The sequence below is a fragment of the Spirosoma arcticum genome (genome assembly GCF_054779955.1).
In genome coordinates this window covers 198,061-213,930 of sequence record NZ_BAAGXG010000004.1, presented here as the reverse complement: position 1 = coordinate 213,930, position 15,870 = coordinate 198,061, and the positions used below count along the sequence as shown (strand labels likewise).

The window sequence follows — 15,870 nt, the reverse complement described above, 5'->3', positions numbered from 1 at the left end:
CATAGCGATGAAAACAAATCAAACTATTGTATTCCTGTCCGTCATGACGGTTAGCCTGTGGCTGACTTCCTGCGGCAACAGATTAAATATTGACCCGGTCAACACCGTAGCAACGACACAAGCTCTGAGCACACCCGATGATCTGAACGCACTGCTCATTGGTGCCTACAACAGCCTGGGCGATGCTGACCTGTACGGCGGTAACCTGCAACGCGACGCCGAGTTGCTGGGCGACACCGGTGAAGTTGAATGGACCGGTACGTTCACCGCTCCGCGCGAGGTTTACGGCAAACGGCTGCTGGTTACCAACGACCAGGCCAACATTACCTGGACGGACGCCTACCGGACAATTAACATCTGCAACACCGTGCTGGCCAACCTCAACCTGGCCCTCGAAGCCAACCGCCCTAACGTTGAAGGCCAGGCCAAGTTCATCCGCGCGTCGATGTACTTTGAACTCGTGCGGCTCTTCGCCCGGGACTGGAACGACGGCAGTGCAGCCACCAATCCGGGCGTTCCCTTAGTAACCGCCCCAACAACGGTACTCGACGCCAGCAGTGCTGTTGGGCGCAGTACAGTGGCGGCTGTTTATGATCAGGTAATCGCTGACCTGACCGACGCCGAAACGAAGCTGGGCGATACGGATGACGAATACGGCTTTCTGGCAACGAAGGGGGCCGCAGCCGCTCAGTTATCGCGGGTGTACCTCCAGAAAAGCGATTTTCCGAATGCCGCCAATGCGGCTAACCGGGTTATCACCGGCCAGCAATATCAATTAGTAGACATTGAGGAGGTATTCGATCAGCGCACGAACATAAATGGAATCAACACAGACGAAACGATTTTTGCCCTCCAGATAACCGATCAGGATGGAACGAACAGTCTGAACACCTTCTACGGTGCAACGGACGTTGGTGGCCGGGGCGACATAAACGTCACCGAAGCCCACTTAGCCCTGTATGGAGCCGACGATGCCCGCAGTCAACTGTTCTACGAAGATGGCGACGGACAAATTCGGACGATAAAATTCAGAAATCAGTTTGGTAATATTCAGGTGCTGCGCTTAGCCGAAATGTATTTAACCCGGGCGGAGGCTAACCTTCGTGCGGGCACGTCGGTTGGCGCGGCTCCTTTGGCAGATGTTAATTTGATTCGTGCCCGGGCGGGCGCGGCTCCACTGACGGCGGCTCAACTGAACGTCAACGCTATACTGGCGGAGCGTCGGCGCGAACTGGCTTTTGAGGGGACCCTGATCTATGACCTCAAACGTACGAGGCAGAACGTTGGCGCACTGGCTTTCAACAGTCCACGTCTGATTTTTCCGATTCCACTTCGCGAGGTGACAACGAATGTTGCGTTAGTGCAAAACGAAGGCTATTAAGGTATAGCGCTGAAAAGCTGATCGTACGAATGCCAGTTAATTTGCGCTGAATAGACGCAAACTAACTGGCATTCGTCAGTCTACACGTATTCCAACCATTTCCAAAGCTGATGAAAAACGCATATGCGGCTGGTTTGCTACTGGCTTTTGTCTTGATTTGCCCGGCTTGCCAATCGCAACAGGCTTCGGTATTAGCCTCGCGGCCCGCCGGTCAACCGCCACAGCCGAACTACACAGCGTGGGTTGTGGGCGATACGGCCGATGCGAAAACTCAGCCGTTGGGTGGGGTAGTGCTGGCGGGAGGCAGTGCCGACGTTGACGAGGCTATGCGCTGGTTTTTACAGCGGGCGAACGGGGGCGACGTGGTCATTATTCGGGCTTCGGGCAGCAACGGCTACAACGACTATTTGTACCAGAAACTGGATGTGAAAGTTAATTCGGTGGAGACGATTTTAGTCAACAGCCGCGCTCTGGCCAGTGACACCGATATTATCAGAAAGATGCGCAACGCCGAAGCCCTTTTCTTCGCCGGGGGCGATCAGGCCAATTATGTAAATTTTTATCAGAACACACCCCTCGCCGACGCCTTCAACGACCGCATTGCGCAGGGAGCCATAATCGGCGGTACCAGTGCGGGCTGCGCTATTCTGGGCCAGTTGTATTTTTCGGCGAAAGAAGGCTCCATCGACTCCAATGAAGCGTTGTCCAATCCGTTCGACACCCGCGTTACGATTGGTACCAGCAACTTTCTGAAACAGCCGCTATTGGTCAATACCCTCACCGATCAGCACTACACGAACCGCAACCGGCACGGTCGGCATCTGGTATTTCTGGCGCGGACCGTTACAGATGGGGCCGCGCAGCCGCGTGGGATTGGCATTGACGAAAAGACGGCCGTTTGTGTACTGACGGATGGAACTGCCCGCGTATTCGGCCAGGGCGAGGCTTATTTTCTACTACCCGCCCCTGCTAAACCCGAAACCTGCCGGGCGGGTCAGCCACTAACCTGGTGGGGCGATGGCAAAGCCGTTCGCGTAACGGTAATACCCGGTTCGGCAATGGGCACCACGGGTTTCGATTTGAAAACGTTTACGGGGCCAGACAACCTGAAAACAGAGTATTGGTCCGTAGAGAACGGGCAACTAAAATAAGGTGGTTAGGTGCCGGATTATCGTGTGGTGATTGGCTCTGAGATTCAGAAAAAGTAGGCGATTAAACCCTAAACTACGAGGCCGGTCTAACCGTTTAAGAGATAAGTTCTCTTGTAAACAACGACCATGAACCGCCGATTACTCTTCTTTTTGTTGCTGGTGCTGGCCGTACCTGACTTGCGGGCGCAGGTTCAGCACACAACCGAACAGCCACGCACGGACGATGCCAATACCCGGGACGTGCGCATCCGGCGGGTTGAGCTTACGAGTCATTACACCATTATTTACATGACGCACGTGCTGTCGGATAACGAAAGCAATGCGCACACCATTGGTTTTCAGCCGTCGTCGCGGTTGTACGTCAATCAGGGCGAACGGTCGTATAAACTAATCCGGGCGGAAAATATTCCGGCCGAAACCCGTCGGTTGGTGCAGCCGGGTGAGCGCGTGGATTTTGTAGCGTATTTTGAGCGGATTGACCCCGGCTACACTGTGTTCGATCTGTTCGAGTGCAAGGATTACATGACCCGCACCAGCAAAATTACCTGCTTCAACTTCTGGGGTGTTCACATTATCAACCCCGCCCGGAAGCCGAAGGATACGTTCGCGCAGCGCAGGCCAGTTCCTAAACCGGTTCCGCCCGTCGCCAAACCTACCCCCCGCGTAGCCGAAAAGAAACCACCCTACACCCCCCGCACGACGCCCGGCGTTGGCACCACACCCGATGACACGCCCGCTAAACCAGAGACTGAGGTAGCTCCTGCACCAACGGCTGTTGCCATCAACGGCCTCACGCGCGACGCCAAGACTAAAAAGCCCATTGCAGCTACTGTTACGTACCGGCTTATTTCAGGGGCCGAAGCCACCGGCGATGGTCCCGCCGACTCCGTTTCAAGTACGCTACCCGGCGGGGCGTATAAAATTCCGGTTGATGTTCGCGGTGTGTATGCCGTGACGGCCTCGGCGAAGGGCTATTTTAGTCAAAGCGACACATTGGCCACGAACCGGGTCGACGTGACGCGCGACTTCAACTTGGTGCCCATTGCGGCTGGCACGAAAATTACGCTGCGGGCGGTTTACTTCAACGTCTCGAAGTATGATCTCAAACCCGAATCGTTCCCCGAACTCGACGGCTTAGTGACGGTTATGCAGGACAACCCGACGATGACCATCAAGCTCGAAGGCCACACGGATACCGTCGGTGATTTCGATGCCAACGTCGAACTTTCGCGCAACCGGGTTAACGAAGTAAGGCGGTATTTGGTGTCGAAAGGCATCAGCGGGGGGCGGATCGAAGCCATTGGTTACGGCCCCTCGCGGCCCATCAACACGAACCGGAGCCTGAAAGAACGGCCCGAAAACCGACGGGTAGAAATGGTGGTCGTGAAGGTGTAAGCACTTGCCATTTCATAGGCTTATTGGCTGCTTCCCGCCCGTGAGCGGCAGCGTTTTCCCCTGCCAGCGTAGTGTGCCGGTCAGGCTGGCAGGCAGCGTGACGCTACCGGTTAATCCACCCGTCGGGGTTTTCTGAAACTGCACGACAATTTCGCCCAGCGGGTGCGGCATCCGGCCATCTACGGTTGTCAGATCGCCCAGAAACGGTTCGATGCGCACCGACCGGAAACCCGGCTCGGCGGGGCGGATACCGCAGGTTATCGACAAAAACTCGTAGAGCGGGGAGGCACTCCACGCGTGGCAATCAGACCGGGTCGGTTCGGGCTGTTCGGCGAAGGTGGTCAGGCCCACCGCCAGCATGTCGCGCCAGGGTTTTAGCTGCGGGATAAACTGATCGCCCAACCCCGTTTTTTTGAGGGCTTCGAACAAATAGAATTTAAAGTAGAATGTAGCCTGTGTGATGCCTGGCTCGGTCATGGTTTTAGTCAGCAAAGCCGTTTGCTGAGCCACTGGTACGGCATCGGTCAGGACGGCGAGGATGTTGGCGTGTTGACTGAACGAATTTTTAGCCGGAGTATCGGCCATCAAACCGCGACCCGCATCCCAGCATTGAGCGTACACCGCTTTGTTGAGCCGACGGCCCAGTTCACGGTAGTGTTCGGCGCGTTCGTTTTGGCCGAAGTGGGCCAGCAGATCGCCCGCCCGGACGTAGGTGTAGGCTTGCTGCAGGGTCAAAATACTTGACCCACCTGTTCGGGCACCGGCCGGAACACCCCCAGCGACTTCGTCTTTGGCGTTCTCCCAACTCGACCAGTCCACAAAATTCCACCACGCCAGCGGGCCGTTCAAGCCAGTTTTGGCGAGCCGCTGCTCGTGCCAGTCCAACACGCCCAGCATACCCGGCAGCATCGACTTGACAAACGCATCGTCGGTGCGGTGCATCCAGTAATCGTGAATCATGCACACCCAGAATAGCGAAAACGTCGGAATCACCTGAAAGTCGGCGGAGGGGTAGCGGCTCTGCGTCAGGCCCTCGTTGAACCGGCTGTGGTCGTAGTCCAGAATGGCTTTGCGCATCAGCCGGTCATCGCCCGACACATACAGCGAAATCAGCGACTGGATACGCGTATCGCCGGTGTACTGTAACTGTTCGTAGTAGGGGCAGTCGTAGTACGTTTCGCCCGCGCAGAGCCGGGCCGTGCGCCAGCCCACATCCCAAATGGCCCTGAGCGTGGTGTCGGCCGGAGCGGTGGATGAACTGGCCGTAAACTGCGCTTTCTGCTCGAATGGGTAACCCGTAAACTGCCCCATCAGGTCTTCCAGAACAATCGGTTCCTCCTTCGTTTCGACCGTCAGTTGCAGGTAGCGGTACGTTCGGAACAAGAGCGGCCGGAAGGTACGCCGATCAGAGCCGTCCGCCACAAACTGATCCTCAAAACCGCGTACCGTCCGGCCATCTACCTCATTGCGGTTTCCTTTCTGGTTTTTAGCATCGACCAGTGCTTCGGCGTAGGCCAGCGTTATAAGAGTGCCCTTACCCTGGCTCACCGTCAGTTCGGGATAGGCGTTGGTCAGCACACCGTTGTCCAGCAGGAACACTGCTTTTGTGTCGGCCCGAACCGTCACGGGCGTTTTACCCTGCAAGAAACCGGCGTTCATAGTGCCGTTTTCGGTGCGCCGAACCGTGGCTAACCGCTCCGTACGCTCCTCCATCATGGGAATCTGGCGCGGCACGAGTCCCCAGTTCCCATCGGTGCCCAGACCGCGCGGCTTGGCCGGGTAGCCAAACGGTTTAGCCGCCAACCAGTCCTGATCGTTGAAACCCAGTTGCTCCCATCCCCACGGATAGCGGGCTGCTTCGACCCGGTCGCCATCGCCAATAACGATATACGTACGGAGTTTGGCGTTGTCGTTTTTGACGGGTGAGTAAGCCAGGTTCTGATATACTTTCCAGCTACCGTCCGTATTTGCCACTTTCTCGGCTTCGCCATCGCCCTGCACCACAAAACCCGTCTGGTAGCTCATCTGCGCAAACGGTGTGCCCTCGCCCATGTTCCAGACCTGCGCGGCCAGTATGTTGCGGCCCGTTTGCAGGTAGGGCGCGAGGTCGAGCGTTTCGTAGTTCCAGTTTTGAAGATCCGAGCGGGCCGGTCCCGTTGCCACCACCCGGCCGTTAACGAACAGCCGATAGCGATTATCCGCCGATACGTGCACCACAAAACGTGTTGGTTTCTGAGACAGGTCAATGGTTTTACGGAAGTGGAAAACGCCATACTGCTTAGCCGGAGCCGTTGGGTGAACGATCCATTTAGCAGACCAGTAGGTGTTGGTCCAGTAGGTGGGTGATGGTGGGGGCGTTTGCGCGTGGAGTGACTGAGTCGTTCCACTACTCACAATGAACAGGAAAAAGATGCGGTTCAGGAATGACGACAAGTTGGTCATGCGTTCAATTTCTCGCGAAGATGGTCAACGAAGTTGCACAATAATTTTTGCTTGATGGCTAAAGCTGATTCAATTCTACGTATCCCATTCCGCACCGGTCGAACACGTTCAGACTGACATTAACAAATTGCTTTTCTGCAAACAATCTTGATAAACAACAAATTATGTATTGTTGAATCTCACATAGTCAATTCAAAACAGTCACTTTATGATCAAGCAAGCAATCTTCGGGTTTGTTATGATGGTAGGCGCAACCGGCATGGTAGTTGGCCAAACAACCAGCACGACAACACCTCGTTCGCAAACGACGGGGTCTACTATGTCCAATTCGCAGACCAGTACCAGTGGTATGTCTTCTATGACCGGCACATCGGGTATGTCGAACTCCTCGGGCACGATGTCGCCCGGTTCCCAAACTGGCACATCAGGCATGTCGTCGTCTTCGGGCAGCATGTCCTCATCGTCGGGCACGATGGGCGGCTCTACGGGTAAAGATTTAGCCGCCAGTGCCGGTTTGTCGTCGGAGCACTCCACGCTGCTGAAAGCCTTGGTAGCGGCTGGTCTGGCTGACCAGGCCAAAGGAACGGGTCCGTTCACCGTTTTTGCTCCAACCAACGCAGCCTTCAGCAAACTGCCCTCAGCAACGCTGACTGATCTGCTGAAGCCGTCGATGAAGACACAGTTAGCCGGTATTCTCTCATATCACGTGGTGCAGGGTAGTTTCAAAGCCGCCGACCTGACGGATGGCCAAAGCATCAAAACCGTTACCGGTGGAACGCTGACAGTTAGCAAGCAGGGCGGTAAAGTCATGATTAAGGATGCCAAGGGTGGTTCAGCGACGGTAACGATGGCCGACATCGAAGCGACCAACGGCGTTGTGCATTCGATTGACTCGGTACTGATGCCGAATTAAGCCTTCTCATTTCGACAATAAAAAGCGGCACCAGTTTAGACTGGTGCCGCTTTTTATTGTATGATACACTTACACCTATTAACCTGAGATATAATTGAAAGATACATCATCAACACCTTCGTGTTTCTGTTATGTGAATGGGCTTCTTATCAACTTTATAGTTAGGCCAGCAATGATTCGGGCGTCAGAGCCGCCGAGATTCAGTATTTTGCGCCTGCATCCAGCCCTTTAACCAGTTACCGATTATGTACCTTCTTGGATTTGATCTTGGCTCCTCATCCGTCAAAGCGTGTTTGCTCGATGCCGAAACGAGTAGGGTCGTCGCGACGGCGTTCTTTCCCGAAACCGAAATGGCCATCGACTCACCCCAGCCGGGCTTCGCTGAGCAGCACCCGGAAAACTGGTGGTTAAGCGCCTGCCAGGCCAGCAAGGCCGTGATGCGGCAAGTGGGCATCCGCCCCGACGACGTAAAAGCCATTGGTATTTCGTACCAGATGCACGGCTTAGTCATTGTCGATAAGGATTTAAACGTACTGCGGCCGTCGATCATCTGGTGCGACAGCCGGGCCGTGTCCTACGGCAACCGGGCCTTCGACGATCTCGGTCATGAGCGTGTACTGACGCACCTGCTCAACTCACCGGGCAACTTTACGGCCGCCAAACTCGCCTGGGTCAAAGCCAATGAGCCAGGCGTGTATGCCAATGTGGACAAATTCATGCTGCCCGGCGATTACCTCGCGGCCCGCATGACGGGCGAGATTGTGACCACCGCGCCGGGCCTGTCGGAGGGGGCATTCTGGGATTTCCAGGCCAATCAGCCCGCCCAGTTCCTGCTCGACCACTTCGGCTTCGACCCGGCCCTGATCCCCACCATCAAACCCACCTTTGGCGAGCAGGGTCAGTTGACCGATGCAGCAGCCGCTGAACTGGGTCTCGCGGCCGGAACGCCCGTAACCTACCGGGCGGGCGACCAGCCTAACAACGCGCTGTCGCTCAACGTGCTGGAACCGGGTCAGATTGCGGCCACGGCCGGAACGTCGGGGGTGGTGTACGGCGTCAGCGATCGGACGAACTACGACGCCAAATCACGGGTCAACACGTTTCTGCACGTCAGCCACACGGTCGATGCGCCCCGCTACGGCGTTCTGTTGTGCGTGAATGGTACGGGCATTCTCAATAGCTGGCTGCGCAATCAGGTGCTGCGTGGGTCGGTCAGCTATGCAGACATGAACGTGCTGGCGCAGGAAGCCCCCGTTGGAGCCGATGGGTTGGTGTGTTTACCGTTTGGCAACGGAGCCGAGCGGATGCTGGAGAACCGGGACCTGGGCGCGTCGTTCCACGGTCTGCAACTCAACCGCCACGGCCTGCCGCACCTGATCCGGGCCGCGCAGGAAGGGACCGTTTTTGCGCTTTACTACGGCATCAGCATCATGGAAAGCGTGGGCGTGGGCCTGCAAACGATCCGGGCGGGCGAGGCCAACATGATGCTCAGTCCGCTCTTCCGCGACACCCTGGCCAACCTGACCGGCGCAACCATCGAACTTTACAACACCGACGGCGCACAGGGAGCCGCTCGCGGGGCAGGCATTGGACTCGGCTACTACAAAACCGCCCAGGAAGCCTTTACGGGTCTGCACGTGACGAAGACCATCGAACCCGACCTGCGGGCGCAGGAAGCCTACCGGGAAGGGTATGAACGGTGGTTGGCAGCGTTAGAGGCAACAAACACACTTTAGTTGATTTGTTTGTAATTTCGCCTAAACCACTGATTCATCATGAAATACGTCCATCCCAAATATTCGCGTATTACGATTGACCCTGATGTATGTACGGGAAAACCGTGTATTCGGGGTATTCGATTTCCGGTGACTTCTCTGTTAGCGTATTTAAGCAGTGGAATGACCTACGATGAGTTGCTGGCTGAATTTCCTTTTCTGGAGCGCGAAGACATTTTAGAAGCGCTATCGTTCTCGTCCGAAATGCTGCACGACAACTTTTTTCCGCTTCAGAAAGCAGCTTGATGAAGTTTTTGCTTGACGTGAACATACCCCCTTCGCTGGGCAAAAGCCTGAAAGCGCTTGGGCATTCGTATCGATGGGTGCCTGACTGTATGGACCCGACAAGTAGTGATTTGCAGATCATTCGGGAAGCTACCACGACTGGCGAAATCATCTTAACGCATGATACAGATTTTGGTACGCTGTTATCGTTTTTCGCTACGACCAAACCATCCGTTGTCCTGTTTAGGATTGACAAAGTTGATACGGATCTTTTCTATAGGCTACTGACGGAAAATTGGGCGTCAATTAGCCAGCCATTGGAAGAAGGAGCTTTAATTATTTTTCAGGATGACAAATTTCGAGTTCGGTCTCTACCTATTCAACGACGGTGAGTTGATCTGCGCTTCTACAGAATAGCTGCCTGTAGACGAATTTTATCCCTTCGTCCTGACCCGATAGAGAGAAAATCAGCCTATCCGCCTTTTTTAGTTGACAGGTAACCCAAAAGTGACTGACCTTTGGGTTACCTGTTTGTTTATAACTTTCAACACACATGTCTGAAACAACCTTAACCCTCGGCGATACGCCTTATTTTCCGTTCGTCGAGAAACCAATTGCTTACGAAGGCCGCGAGTCCGACAACCCGATGGCGTTCAAGTTTTATGATGCGAACCGCACCATTCTGGGCGTGCCGATGCGTGACCTCTTCCGGTTTGCCACGGCCTACTGGCACACGTTTGTCAACACCGGCGGGGACCCGTTTGGGCCAGGGGTTAAGCATTTCCCGTGGGATGCCAACGCCCATACCGATCCGCTCGGCGCAGCTCATCAGAAAATGGATGCAGCTTTCGAGTTCATCACCAAAATCGGTATGGAGTATTACTGCTTCCACGATGTCGACGTAGCGCCCGAAGGAAACTCAAATGCGGAATTCGAGAAAAACCTCCGCGTCATTGTCGACTATGCCAAGCAGAAACAGGCCGCCAGTGGCGTGAAGCTGCTGTGGGGAACGGCTAACCTGTTTTCGCACGAGCGCTACATGAACGGGGCCAGCACCAACCCCGATTTTCACGTGCTGGCCCACGGCGGCTGGCAAGTCAAAAACGCCATCGACGCGACCATCGAACTCGGCGGACGGGGCTACACCTTCTGGGGCGGTCGCGAAGGCTACATGTCGCTGCTCAACACCAACATGAAGCGCGAGACGGAGCACCTCGGCAAGTTCCTACAAATCAGCCGCGACTACGCCCGCAAGCAGGGTTTCACGGGGGCGTTTTATATTGAGCCGAAGCCGATGGAGCCGACCAAGCACCAGTATGATTTCGATGCGGCAACGGTGGTTGGCTTCCTGAACCGCTACGGCCTGCAGGACGACTTTGAACTGAATATTGAAACGAATCACGCTACGCTGGCGGGTCATACTTTCGCGCACGAGCTACAGGTAGCGGCCGACAACAACATGCTCGGCACCATTGACGCTAACCGGGGCGACTACCAGAACGGCTGGGACACCGACCAGTTTCCAGTGGACGTTTACGAACTGACCGAAGCCATGCTGGTGATTCTGGAAGCGGGCGGTTTCAAATCGGGTGGGGTCAACTTCGACGCCAAAACGCGCCGGAACTCCACCGACCTCGAAGATATTTTCATTGCTCACATTGGCGGCATGGATACGTTTGCGCGGGCGACCATCGCAGCCGAAGCGATCTTAGACAAATCGCAATACAAGAAGCTGCGTCAGGGCCGTTACGCCAGCTATGACTCGGGTGACGGAGCACGATTTGAGCGGGGCGAACTGACCCTCGACGATCTGCGCCAATACGCCATGACTAACGGCGAACCAAAGCAGGTTAGCGGCAAGCAGGAATTGTACGAAATGATTGTGAATCAGTATATTTAGTCAGTCGAATCGGGCAGTCGACCGGACTGCCCGGTCTTTTAAACAACATCCGTATGTATGCATTCATGGGTTTGGGCGGGCAGGAATTGTTATTCATTCTACTCGTTTTAGGTGTCCTGTTTCTGCTGCCGATCATTGCGCTTGTGGACGTGATTCGCAGTGAATTTCGCGGCTCAAATGACAAGCTGATCTGGGTAGTCGTCATTCTTTTTTTGAATGTTATCGGCGCTTTGCTGTATCTTTTTATCGGCCGTAATCAACGCGTTGCATGAAACACCTTCTTACACTAACTGGCTTTTTGATAGCCAGTTCAGCGTTAGCCCAAACGTCGGACGAGACGGCGGTGAAAACCACGATTACCCGCCTGTTTGACGGAATGAGTAAGGCAGACTCAACCGTGCTGAAACCGCTATTCGCGCCGGGCGCAAGGTTGCAAACCGTGCAGAACAAACAAGGTACGGTATCCATAAAAGAGGACGCAATTGCGGGCTTCATTGCATCGATTGGGAAAGCTAAAGCTGGAGCGTTGGACGAACGGCTGTCGGGTATGGACATCAAAATCGACGGCGACCTGGCCACCGCCTGGACGCCCTACTCGTTTTATTACAACGGTGCCCAAAGTCACTGCGGAGCCAACGCCTTCACACTCGTTCGCATGGCTGGCGACTGGAAAATTCAGAACATTATCGACACCCGGCGGAAGTGTAATGAAAAATGAATAATGGACAATGTATAATGACTCTAATGACAGCCATTGTTCATTGACCAGTATTCATTTTTCATTGTCACTCCCCCACATCGGCGTCCGCTTCTCCACAAAAGCGGCCATGCCTTCCTTCGCATCGGGCGTTTGCTGAAGCTGCTGAAATTGCTCGTATAAGTAAGCCTGCTGTTCGTGAGACGGCAGGCTTTTTAGTTGCTGAGCTGCCCGCAAACCAAACTGCATGGCCGTGGGCGAAAACTGTTTTAGCTCGTCGGTCAGGCGCGAAACGGCCGCGTCCAGCCCAGCAGCGGGTAAAACGTCGGTGACTAAGCCAATCGCCAGCGCGTCGGTGGCGGAGAGCGTTCGGGCGCGGAGACACAGGTCGAGAGCAGTGCGGGCGGGCATACTATCGAGGAGCACCGCCAGCACCTGAAACGGAAACAGCCCGCGCTTCACCTCCGGCAGGCTGAACGTTGCCGAATCAGCCGACACGACGTACGTGCTGCCACCAATCAGCAAAAACCCACCAGCATAAACCGGGCCGTGCACCCGCGCAATGCACGGCTTGTGCAACCCCGCCATCAACTCGCCCAGCCGCACGGGTTGATCCGGTTCAGGAACGGAGGTGTGTCCTGTTTCGTCTACGGACCGTGCCAATGCCTTTAAATCCATACCCGCGCAGAATGTGTCGCCCGCTGCCGTCAGCACCACGAGCCAGACAGCGGGCGTGTGATGCGCGTAGGCCAGCGCAAAGGCCAACTCGGCCAGCATGGGCAAATGGAGCGCGTTCTTTTTTTGGGGCCGGTTAAGCGTGACCGTGAGTACGTGATCGTTGAGCGAAACGAGCAGAAAATGAAAGCCTCCGGCGGGCAGTTGTGCTACTTGCTGAGCGGTGTAGAGCATAGCCGAAAAGTACGAAAATACCGTTTACGAAATCTTTATGCGTATTCATACGACGATATATCCAGGGACAGTTATCTCAATAAATCTGGCTATTTATCCTTACTCAAATATGAAAACGTTTACAGCGCTGTGTCTGATGCTGCTTGGCATTCAGTCTTACGCGTCACACCTGCGGGGTGGCTACATCCAAACCCGGTCCATATCGGAAACGGCGCTGACGTACGAGATCACCATAACACTGTACCTCGATGGCCCTCAGGGTACAAACTCAACTACCAGCGATGACCAGGTGTCGCTCTGTCTCGGCGACGGCAGCACTCAATCGGTAGTTCGACTGGCACGTGTTCTCTCAACCGACCGCACAACCAGCATCAACACCTACCGACTTGTTCATACCTACGCCGGACCGGGGACCTACACGCTGACGACTACACTGTCCAACCGGACAGCAGCCAAAAACATTACTGGAGCTGAGGAGCTACCAATGACACTGACCACGACGTTTTCAACCACGAACGGAATTAACCGTACGCCAACACTTTTATTTCCTGAGAACGGCTTCCTTGTCGCCACCAATCAGCAGTTGAATTTTCCTTTACAAACGACTGACGCCGAGGGCGATAGTCTGGTTTACGCCCTCACCCGACCGCTGACCAGCAGTGCCAATAATGCGTGTACCGGTCGTGCTGTGGCTACCTATCAATACCCCAACGATCTGACGCGCCGGGGTACGTTTACGTTGGCCAATCGAACCGGCAACCTGACGTGGAACGCCCCCGTTGAGTCAGGAAATTACAGCGTAGCCGTGACCGTTGGCGAGTATCGAAATGGCCTTTTAATCAGCCAGACCTTAATTGAAGTATCCTTGGTCGTGGTGGACCGGCCCGGTACGCCCGGTGTTATTCCGCCCTACGAACCAGCACTGGAGGGCGGTGTTGTAACGGCTCTGCCCGGCTATCGCGATGAAGACATTACGCTAAGCGTGTTTCCCAACCCGGTCGATGATCGGTTGCAGGTCGTTGTTCAAACCAGCAATCCGGCTACGGCCCGGATACAGTTGCTGGATAGCAATGGTCGAACGCTGCACGAAATGACCTTTGGTCGGTTGACCCGTCGGCATGAGCAGGTAATCAGCATGGGTAGCCTGACGCCCGGATTTTACGTGCTCCACGCCAAGGTGGGCGACCGGACGCTGACTCGTAAGGTGGTAAAAAAGTAGGCTACAAACACCTACTGAATCGTGTTCCGGATTACACCAACATGCCGAACAGGTTGGACAGTTTATCTTTCAGATCCTTGCGGTCGACGATAAAGTCCAGAAAGCCATGGTCGAGTACAAATTCGGCGCTTTGGAAGCCCCTGGGGAGGTCTTTACCAATGGTTTCGCGGATCACGCGCGGTCCCGCAAAACCGATGAGCGCTTCTGGCTCGGCAATGTTGAAATCGCCCAGCATGGCGTAGGACGCCGTGACGCCCCCCGTTGTCGGGTCGGTCAGCAACGATACGTAAGGCAGTTTGGCCTGCGACAGCAACGCTAATTTTGCTGATGTTTTGGCCATTTGCATCAGCGAAAACCCAGCTTCCATCATCCGGGCACCCCCCGACCGCGATACCATCAAAAACGGTGTCCGCTGTTGAATAGCATGGTCAATGGCACGGGCGATCTTTTCCCCCACTACCGACCCCATTGAGCCGCCAATAAAGTTAAAATCCATAACGGCCATCGTCACAATCGACCCGTTTACGGGACCGTATGCCGTCCGAACGGCATCTTTCAGGCCCGTTTTATCCATCGTCGCCTTCACCCGCCCCGGATAAGCCTTTGTGTCGGTGAACTTCAGCGGATCAGCCGAAGTCATGTTTTCATCGAGTTCGGTAAACTCGTTCTCATCGAACAGAATGGAGAAGTAAGCCTCAGACCCGATTTTTTCGTGGTAATTGCAATGAACGCAGGTATAGGCGTTGAGCTTGTGTTCCCGCGTGTGCATCGCTTTTTTGCAATTCGGACATTGATACCACAACCCGTCGGGGGCCTCCCGTTTCATTTCGGTTGGGGTTTGAATGCCCTTATCTTTTCGGACGAACCAAGACATTGTCAGTAGTTTTCGGTTTGACGTTCACGGCTGTCGGTCGATGGCCACTTCCGCAAACGGGCTGTAAAGATACGAAGGCCCCTCACCAATTTATCAATTTACAAGTTCAGATAATACCGCCGACGAGCTGGATCGAATCGGTAGATAGCACCCCGCAGGGCCGTGCGCGGGAGAGATCGGATATGATCGTGCAGAAACTCCTCCAGCGCGGCTTCGTTCCGTTTGCCTACCTCGCGCAACATCCAGCCAATGGCGCTCTGCACTAAGCCGTATTCACTGGCAAACAGTTGTTCAGCCAACGCGAAGGTATCGGTAAACTGCCCTTTTCGGATAAACGCCAGCGTTGCTACCAATGCAATGCGCTGCGTCCAGAGGTGGTCTTCGTCGGCCAGTTCCGTCAGCAGCAGCCGGTCGCCGGTCAGCAGCGTTTCGCCCACGAGGGCCGTAGCCGATGAGTCAACCAAATCCCAGTTGTTAACATACTGCCGGTTGGCCAGATACCGCTCCATGATGGCGATTCGCCCCACGGGTTCAGCCTTGCGAACTGACCGGGTCAATCCAGACCGGGTCAGTCCAGACCGGACCTGATAAACCCAGATCAACAACGCTGTCATGCGGCATTCATGATACGGATCGCGCAGCAACTGCTCAACCTCACCGGGTGTTACAGTCAGAAACTGCTTCGCCACCGCATGCTGCTGCGGCATGGAAAGTCCCAAAAACTGGTCACCTTCGCCGTATTCGCCTGCTTTTGCCTGGAAGTAACGGGCCGCAAACGAGGCCCGTTCGGGTTGTTTAAGACTCACCAGTGCTTTCCTGACATCAGCGTACGTGCTCATTAATGATTATAGTAATCAACCAATTGTCTATATAACATTACCATGCATCCTACTTCCGTTGACCCCTTTAAGAGATTGGTAACTCAGTCTAAGGGTAATTTGTGAATATAACATTATTAAGCGCCAGTATAATAATATCAACTACCCTTT

15 protein-coding genes are annotated in these 15,870 nt (G+C 54.8%); 11 read left to right on the top strand and 4 right to left on the bottom strand.

Annotated elements, in window-relative coordinates; translation table 11 throughout:
• The first annotated feature begins 7 nt into the window (after positions 1-7).
• The 3 genes from ACYVHB_RS10690 to ACYVHB_RS10680 all read left to right on the top strand — a co-directional run bounded on the left by ACYVHB_RS10690 (position 8) and on the right by ACYVHB_RS10680 (position 3,927).
• Positions 8-1,381: a RagB/SusD family nutrient uptake outer membrane protein gene (locus ACYVHB_RS10690; RefSeq protein ID WP_461051713.1), complete on the top strand. Its 1,374-nt coding sequence runs from the start codon at positions 8-10 to the stop codon at positions 1,379-1,381.
• 110 nt (positions 1,382-1,491) lie between these two features.
• Positions 1,492-2,532, top strand: coding sequence for a cyanophycinase (locus ACYVHB_RS10685; RefSeq protein ID WP_461051712.1), 1,041 nt, complete (start codon positions 1,492-1,494; stop codon positions 2,530-2,532).
• Positions 2,533-2,658: 126 nt separating this feature from the next.
• On the top strand, positions 2,659-3,927 hold the full coding sequence (locus ACYVHB_RS10680; RefSeq protein ID WP_461051711.1) for an OmpA family protein: 1,269 nt from the start codon (positions 2,659-2,661) through the stop codon (positions 3,925-3,927).
• A gap of 12 nt (positions 3,928-3,939) precedes the next feature.
• Here ACYVHB_RS10680 and ACYVHB_RS10675 read toward each other — a convergent pair whose 3' ends face one another.
• Positions 3,940-6,369 (bottom strand): family 78 glycoside hydrolase catalytic domain, encoded by a 2,430-nt coding sequence (locus ACYVHB_RS10675; protein ID WP_461051710.1) that lies wholly within the window; start codon positions 6,367-6,369, stop codon positions 3,940-3,942.
• A gap of 208 nt (positions 6,370-6,577) precedes the next feature.
• Here ACYVHB_RS10675 and ACYVHB_RS10670 point away from each other — a divergent pair, with 208 nt between their 5' ends.
• The 7 genes from ACYVHB_RS10670 to ACYVHB_RS10640 all read left to right on the top strand — a co-directional run bounded on the left by ACYVHB_RS10670 (position 6,578) and on the right by ACYVHB_RS10640 (position 11,900).
• Entirely contained in the window at positions 6,578-7,282 is a 705-nt protein-coding gene (locus ACYVHB_RS10670; RefSeq protein WP_461051709.1) for a fasciclin domain-containing protein, read from the top strand.
• 245 nt (positions 7,283-7,527) lie between these two features.
• A complete protein-coding gene (locus ACYVHB_RS10665; RefSeq protein ID WP_461051708.1) occupies positions 7,528-9,018 on the top strand; it encodes a xylulokinase in 1,491 nt (496 codons plus the stop codon).
• A gap of 39 nt (positions 9,019-9,057) precedes the next feature.
• The gene (locus ACYVHB_RS10660) at positions 9,058-9,303 is read left to right on the top strand and encodes a DUF433 domain-containing protein (protein ID WP_461051707.1); all 246 of its coding nucleotides are present in this window, start codon (positions 9,058-9,060) and stop codon (positions 9,301-9,303) included.
• Entirely contained in the window at positions 9,303-9,674 is a 372-nt protein-coding gene (locus ACYVHB_RS10655; protein ID WP_461051706.1) for a DUF5615 family PIN-like protein, read from the top strand. The genes ACYVHB_RS10660 and ACYVHB_RS10655 overlap by 1 nt, the downstream gene beginning before the upstream one ends.
• Positions 9,675-9,835: 161 nt before the next feature.
• Positions 9,836-11,182: a xylose isomerase gene (gene xylA, locus ACYVHB_RS10650; RefSeq protein WP_461051705.1), complete on the top strand. Its 1,347-nt coding sequence runs from the start codon at positions 9,836-9,838 to the stop codon at positions 11,180-11,182.
• Positions 11,183-11,235: 53 nt separating this feature from the next.
• The gene (locus ACYVHB_RS10645) at positions 11,236-11,454 is read left to right on the top strand and encodes a PLD nuclease N-terminal domain-containing protein (protein WP_461051704.1); all 219 of its coding nucleotides are present in this window, start codon (positions 11,236-11,238) and stop codon (positions 11,452-11,454) included.
• The gene (locus ACYVHB_RS10640; RefSeq protein WP_461051703.1) at positions 11,451-11,900 is read left to right on the top strand and encodes a nuclear transport factor 2 family protein; all 450 of its coding nucleotides are present in this window, start codon (positions 11,451-11,453) and stop codon (positions 11,898-11,900) included. The genes ACYVHB_RS10645 and ACYVHB_RS10640 overlap by 4 nt, the downstream gene beginning before the upstream one ends.
• A 54-nt stretch (positions 11,901-11,954) precedes the next feature.
• On the opposite strand, the gene ACYVHB_RS10635 is transcribed toward ACYVHB_RS10640, so the two are convergent.
• Positions 11,955-12,788 carry an enoyl-CoA hydratase/isomerase family protein gene (locus ACYVHB_RS10635; RefSeq protein ID WP_461051702.1) on the bottom strand — a complete coding sequence of 278 codons (834 nt, stop codon included), beginning with the start codon at positions 12,786-12,788 and terminating at the stop codon, positions 11,955-11,957.
• 109 nt (positions 12,789-12,897) lie between these two features.
• Here ACYVHB_RS10635 and ACYVHB_RS10630 point away from each other — a divergent pair, with 109 nt between their 5' ends.
• On the top strand, positions 12,898-14,007 hold the full coding sequence (locus tag ACYVHB_RS10630; RefSeq protein ID WP_461051701.1) for a T9SS type A sorting domain-containing protein: 1,110 nt from the start codon (positions 12,898-12,900) through the stop codon (positions 14,005-14,007).
• Positions 14,008-14,038: 31 nt separating this feature from the next.
• Here ACYVHB_RS10630 and accD read toward each other — a convergent pair whose 3' ends face one another.
• Entirely contained in the window at positions 14,039-14,881 is an 843-nt protein-coding gene (gene accD, locus ACYVHB_RS10625) for an acetyl-CoA carboxylase, carboxyltransferase subunit beta (protein ID WP_461051700.1), read from the bottom strand.
• Positions 14,882-14,979: 98 nt separating this feature from the next.
• Positions 14,980-15,720 carry a DNA alkylation repair protein gene (locus ACYVHB_RS10620; protein ID WP_461051699.1) on the bottom strand — a complete coding sequence of 247 codons (741 nt, stop codon included), beginning with the start codon at positions 15,718-15,720 and terminating at the stop codon, positions 14,980-14,982.
• Positions 15,721-15,870 lie beyond the last annotated feature (150 nt).